Origin of the sequence: Clostridium sp. (assembly GCF_032552055.1) — a bacterium.
Taxonomy (GTDB): domain Bacteria; phylum Bacillota; class Clostridia; order Clostridiales; family Clostridiaceae; genus Clostridium.
In genome coordinates, this window is the sequence record NZ_JAWGSV010000194.1 from 1 (window position 1) to 5,898 (window position 5,898).

7 protein-coding genes are annotated in these 5,898 nt (G+C 30.6%); all 7 read right to left on the reverse strand.

The window, feature by feature from the left end; all coding sequences use genetic code 11:
• Positions 1-72: 72 nt before the first annotated feature.
• Positions 73-1,266, reverse strand: a complete 1,194-nt coding sequence (gene fliY, locus E6248_RS11985; protein ID WP_316341036.1) for a flagellar motor switch phosphatase FliY — start codon at positions 1,264-1,266, stop codon at positions 73-75.
• A complete protein-coding gene (gene fliM, locus E6248_RS11990; RefSeq protein WP_316341037.1) occupies positions 1,259-2,254 on the reverse strand; it encodes a flagellar motor switch protein FliM in 996 nt (331 codons plus the stop codon). The genes fliY and fliM overlap by 8 nt, the downstream gene beginning before the upstream one ends.
• Positions 2,255-2,269: 15 nt before the next feature.
• On the reverse strand, positions 2,270-2,668 hold the full coding sequence (locus E6248_RS11995) for a chemotaxis protein CheW (protein ID WP_316341038.1): 399 nt from the start codon (positions 2,666-2,668) through the stop codon (positions 2,270-2,272).
• 22 nt (positions 2,669-2,690) lie between these two features.
• Positions 2,691-3,050, reverse strand: a complete 360-nt coding sequence (locus tag E6248_RS12000) for a response regulator (protein WP_136004430.1) — start codon at positions 3,048-3,050, stop codon at positions 2,691-2,693.
• Between the two features lie 14 nt (positions 3,051-3,064).
• Positions 3,065-3,664 (reverse strand): chemotaxis protein CheC, encoded by a 600-nt coding sequence (locus E6248_RS12005; protein WP_316341039.1) that lies wholly within the window; start codon positions 3,662-3,664, stop codon positions 3,065-3,067.
• A 14-nt stretch (positions 3,665-3,678) separates the two neighbouring features.
• Entirely contained in the window at positions 3,679-5,712 is a 2,034-nt protein-coding gene (locus E6248_RS12010; protein ID WP_316341040.1) for a chemotaxis protein CheA, read from the reverse strand.
• 13 nt (positions 5,713-5,725) lie between these two features.
• Positions 5,726-5,898: CheR family methyltransferase (locus E6248_RS12015; protein WP_316341041.1), on the reverse strand; the 173-nt coding region annotated here is incomplete at its 5' end.

The window sequence follows — 5,898 nt, forward strand, 5'->3', positions numbered from 1 at the left end:
GTTTTTACATCAATTCTTAATTTTCCATTTTTCATTCTTCATTAAAATAGGGCGCCTTAAAAGCGCCCTATTTTACTTAAGTGATTTAATTCTCTCTGCTCCACTTACAATGCTAGTAATTCTAACACCGAAGTTTTCATCTACTACAACTACCTCACCATAAGCAATTTTTTTACCATTTACTAAAACTTCAACAGGTTCTTCAGCTAATTTTTCAAGTTCTATTAATGACCCTGTACTTAAGTTTAATATATCTTTAATACTTTTCTTAGTTCTACCAAGTACAACTGATACTTCTAACGGAACATCTAGTATTAAATCTATATTTCTATGGGATTCACCAACTTGTCCTTGACCTAAAGTTTCAAAACTTGCTCCATGAACTTCAACTGGTTTTTGCTGCTGTACTGGTGCAGATTGTTGAATCATTTGCTCTTGTATAGGTCTTGGCTCTTGATAAGCTACATAACTTTGCGCCTGTGTACCTTCAGAGTATTGCTTTGATTCCTCATATGTAGGTTCCTTATAAGTAATATCTAATGCTGCTTCATTAATAGCACTATTTACTACTGTCTCATTTGATTGTTCTTCTTCCCCCATCATTATAGATACTATCTTTTTAGCAGTATCTATAGGTAGAATTTGCATCATATTTGATTGAAGTAATCCCTCAATACTTAAGTCAAAACATACTTCTACAATTGGCTCATCTTCTGGTATAGAGTCACTTATTTCTTCTCCTATATCTCTCCATATCTTTGATTTAGGAGGTGATATATTTACTTCTCTTGCAAACATAGTTGCCATTGAAGTTGCCGCTGAACCTATCATTTGATTCATTGCTTCCTGAACAGCACTTACTTCTAATTCAGATAATTCAGTGCTCGATACCTTTCCATCGCCACCCATCATCAGATTCGCAATTACTGCGGCATCAGTAGTTTGCATAATTAATATATTTCTACCAGTTATTCCTGACACATACTTAACATCTAAAATAATATTTGGATATTGAAAGGCTTCCTTTATATCCTTTAATGTTGTAACACTAACCTTTGGTGTAGTTATATTAACTGGTTTATTAATTAACTGATATAAAGCTGTAGAAGCAGATCCCATTGAAATATTACCTATTTCACCTAGCAAATCTCTTTCTAGCTCTGATATAATTTCTTGCCCATTATACTGATTTGTATCATTAGATGGTTCTGGACTACCATTTAATAAAGAATCTATTTCCTCTTGAGATAAAAATCCATTACTCATTCTCAATCACATCCTTATCTAATATATCTAAAAGTTCGACTCCCATGTTTTTCCCGATAATCCCTGGCTTAGCTATAAAGCACTCTTCTCCTTCAACAAATACTTTTACAGGATCGCTGTATTGAGAATTTAATACTAAAACATCGCCCTTAACTAACTTTAAAAAATTATCAATAGTAATTTCAGTATTCCCGAGCTCTACATGCATTTTAACTTCAACAGGTTCTATTCCTTTTTTAAGCTTTTCTCTTGATTCTTCTTGAAGCCCAGTAATATCGGTCTTAAACCAATATTGTACTACAAGTTTATCCAATATTTTCTCAACGCTTAAATAAGGAATACAAAGATTCATATATGTAGTACTCCTACCTAATTCAACTAAGAAACTAAGCAGTGCAACAGGTTCATTCGGAGCTAGTGTTTGATTTACAGAAGGGTTTGTTTCAAGCCCTTCAAATTCTGGTTTTACATCTAATATTCCATCCCAAGCTAATATCATTGACTTGATCATATCTGATGTAATGTTTGATAATATATTTTTATCTATTTCAGAAAATTCCTTACTAGCTTCTCCCTTTTCCCCTGTCCCCCCTAAAAGTATGTCTAAAATTTGAAATGAAAACTCTGGATTCATCTCAAGCATAATATTTCCTTGAAGAGGCGCCATTCTAAATATAGTTAGTATAGTAGGGTTTGGAATTGAGTGAACAAATTCTTCATAAGTTATTTGCTCAACACTTTGAATTTCTATTTTAACATGTTTTCTAAGTTGCCCAGAAAGATAGTTACTTACTATTCTTGCAAAGGAATCATGAACCATTTCTAAAGTTCTTATATGATCTTTAGAAAACTTTTGAGGGCTTCTAAAATCATACTTCTTTACCTTATGTTTTTCTTCCTTTTCTTTTAACTGCTCTGGTTCAACATCACCTGTAGATAAGGCAGAAAGGAGAGCATCTATCTCACTTTGACTTAAAACCTCTGCCATTAATATCCCTCATTTCTATTGATTAAGTAGCTTTTCTATTTCTATTACTGTTAAAAGTTTATCTTCTAAATCAATTATTCCTTTAATATAGCCTGCCGTATTATGAGTTTCTAACTTTTGAAGTTTATTTTCTTCAATATCTATTACTTCCTCTACTTCATCTACAGTAATACCTATTTCTTCGTCATCAACTTTAAGTATTATAATATTACTTTGTTCCTTATTAGATTCCATATTAAGTAATAAGTTAATATCTACTAGAGATTTTATACTTCCTCTTAAATTTATTAATCCCTTAATATAATAAGGAGCTTTTGGAACCTTAGTTATTGCCATCATATCATTAATACTCAATATTTTATCTGTCTCAACTGCGAAATGCTCTTCTCCTAGTTTAAATATTACAAATTGCATTTACTTAGCCTCCCATTTTTTATTAGCCAACAACCTTCCTTATAGCTTCAAGTACTCTATCTGCTTGGAAAGGCTTTACTATAAAGTCCTTTGCACCAGATTTAATTGCATCCATAACCATTGATTGTTGTCCCATTGCAGAGCACATAATTACCTTAGCTGATGGATCAAATGCTCTTATTTCTTTAACAGCCTCTATTCCATCCATATCAGGCATAGTTATATCCATAGTAACCACATCTGGTCTTTCTTTTTTATAAAGATTTACTGCTTCTATACCATTACTTGCTTCACCTATTACTTCGAAACCATTTTTTTGTAATATATCCTTAATCATCATTCTCATAAAAGCTGCATCATCAACTATTAATACTTTTGTCATTTTAAACCCTCCAATTAATTTATTCCTAACGATTCTAATATTTTTTCTAAGGACTCTGGAGAAGGCACAAAGTAGAAATGCCCTTCTAATTTATCTTCTGCTTCTCCCATAAAAAGAATTTCTATATCTAAAACATAATCTTGATATTGCCCTGTATCTATAAAAGCTGAAATTAATATTGCACTTAACATATCATTAGCAACAGCAGGTACTGAAGCTGTAGCTTTTAGACCAGTAAAACCTGAAATTGCATTCATAAAGGATGAAGAAATGATATTTCCTATTTCTCCAATAACTGAACTCCCCATTTCAGATAATGAATTTTCTTCGCTTAAAGTCATCTTAGATATTATATTAAATGCTGTTTCTTCTTCAAATACATATAGAATACTTCCTTCTATATCATCAAGCACCTTAACTAATACTGCTACTACAGCATTTTCTTTATAACTATTAAATAACTCATCAAAAGCTATTAAGTTTAAGTTAGGTACTGTCATATCTATTTTTGTTCCTAGTAGTACTGATAAAGAAGTGGCTGAATTTCCTGCACCGATATTAGATACCTCTTTAAGTGCATCTAATTGTAATGAAGTTAAATTTTTATACTCCATAATTAGCCTCCCCTTTATATTAAAGCAGCCACATCAAGAATTAAGGTTACTAAACCATTTCCTAAAATTGTTGCTCCAATATATTCTTTTAATGATTTTAAAGTTTTTCCTAAAGGTTTAATTACTATTTCTTGTTGCCCAAATAATGAATCAACTAACAATCCAACTGCTTTTTCGCCTATTTTAACTATTATAACGTATTTCTTTTTACTATCCTTATTTTCTATTCCAAGTCTTTCATTTAACCTAATTAAAGGGATTATATTTTCTCTATAAATTATTACTTCTTCTCCATTTGTCTTTTTTAGATTTTCTTCTTTATAGTCAATAACTCTATCTATAAATCCTAAAGAAATGGCTAAAGTTTCTTCCCCTACTTTAACTAGTAAAGCTTGTATTATTTGTAATGTTAAAGGTAATTTTATAATAAAACTTGAGCCTTTTCCTTCTTCACTAACTACATCTACAGTTCCACCAAGTGATGAGATTTTAGTTTTAACTACATCCATCCCAACGCCTCTACCAGAAATATCTGTAACTACTTTATTAGTACTAAATCCTTGAGCAAAAATTAAGTTTTTAATATCGCTATCACTTAATCCTTCTGTAACTATTCCAACACTTTCCGCTTTTTCTTTTACTCTTTCAACATTTATTCCAGCACCATCATCAACAACTTTTATAAGTGCTTTAGTTCCTTCTTGATAAGCTATTAACTTAATTGTTCCAACTGGATTTTTCCCACTAGCTATTCTTTCTTCTTTACTTTCAATACCATGGTCTGCTGCATTTCTAAGTAAATGTATTAAAGGCTCGCCTATTTCATCTATTACAGTTCTATCTAGCTCAGTTTCAGCACCTTCAATTTCAAAGTTAATTTCCTTATTTAAGTCTACAGATAAATCCCTAATCATTCTTGGGAATCTATTAAAGACTACATCTAAAGGCAACATTCTAATCTTCATAACTAAGTCTTGAAGATCAGAAGTAGTTCTTTCAACTTGTTCTAATGTTTCAGCTAGTTCTTGTGATTTATCATTTATAACAATTTGTTCAAGTCTAGTTCTATAAATAACTAATTCTGAAACCATATTCATAAGCTTGTCTATTCTTTGAAGATCAACTCTTACTGATTGATGGGCTCTTTTATTATTACTTAATTCCTTTTTCTTTTCCTGAGTTTCAACCTTTTTAGGTTTTATTTCTGCTGGTTTTACTATTTCCTCATTATCAGAAATAACTTCTACTGCAGCTTCATCATAAAAATTACTTGCTTCAAGATAAGATACATTCACTTTATCAACTTCAGAAATATTTATTGTTAATTCTTCGATTTCTTCCTTTGACTTTTTAGTTAATAATAAGAAATCTAGCTCATTATCAAACTGCTCATTTTCAATATCTTCAGTTGAAGGCAATGATTTTATTATTTCACCTTGTGTCTCAAGTTCTTGAACTATAAGGAAGGCTCTAGCTGATTTTAATAAAGTATCTTCTCTTAAAGTTATTTCTACATTAATACAATTATATTCATTTTCAATAGCTTGCTTAATTACAGAAATGTCATATTCATTTATTAATGCATTTATTTTATTGGGCTCACTATTTATATTAACGTAATTCTCAACATTTTCTTTAGGTTTTATTTCTTCTTCAATAGAAGTGCTAGCTAAATTTGAAATTTTTTCAAGATCCTCAATTATTCCTTTATATTCAACCTCTTCACCATTCCCTGATTCAATATTGCTGACCATCTTTTCTAATGTATCTAGACAATCAAAAAGTACAGTAACAACCTCGCTAGTAACCTTTAAACTTCCATCTCTAAATTCAGATAATACATCTTCCATTTTATGTGTTAACTCGGAGATATTATTGAATCCCATAGTAGCTGACATCCCTTTAATGGTATGAGCAACTCTAAAAATTTGATTTAACTTTTCTATGTTATTTGGTTCTTGTTCTAAATCTAGCAATGCCTCATTCAATGTTTGTAAATTATCCATTGATTCTTCTAAGAACATTCCCATATATTGAGATGTATCCATTTTCTTCACCCCTTTATATCTTTTTATAAATAAAAGTAGATACTTTTTCTAATCCAAAATCCTTGTAATTATAAATACTTTCAGTTGCTCCCACAAAAAGCATTCCACCTTTTTTTAATGCCCCAGAAAACTTCTGAAAGATTTCATCTTTAATTTCTTTCTTAAAATATATTACAACATTTCTAC

Excerpts from the sequence above, each read along its gene's own strand:
- E6248_RS11995 (WP_316341038.1), bottom strand. The coding sequence starts at position 2,668 with ATGCAATTTGTAATATTTAAACTAGGAGAAGAGCATTTCGCAGTTGAG.
- fliM (WP_316341037.1), bottom strand. The coding sequence starts at position 2,254 with ATGGCAGAGGTTTTAAGTCAAAGTGAGATAGATGCTCTCCTTTCTGCC.
- E6248_RS12010 (WP_316341040.1), bottom strand. The coding sequence starts at position 5,712 with ATGGATACATCTCAATATATGGGAATGTTCTTAGAAGAATCAATGGAT.
- E6248_RS12000 (WP_136004430.1), bottom strand. The coding sequence starts at position 3,050 with ATGACAAAAGTATTAATAGTTGATGATGCAGCTTTTATGAGAATGATG.
- fliY (WP_316341036.1), bottom strand. The coding sequence starts at position 1,266 with ATGAGTAATGGATTTTTATCTCAAGAGGAAATAGATTCTTTATTAAAT.
- E6248_RS12005 (WP_316341039.1), bottom strand. The coding sequence starts at position 3,664 with ATGGAGTATAAAAATTTAACTTCATTACAATTAGATGCACTTAAAGAG.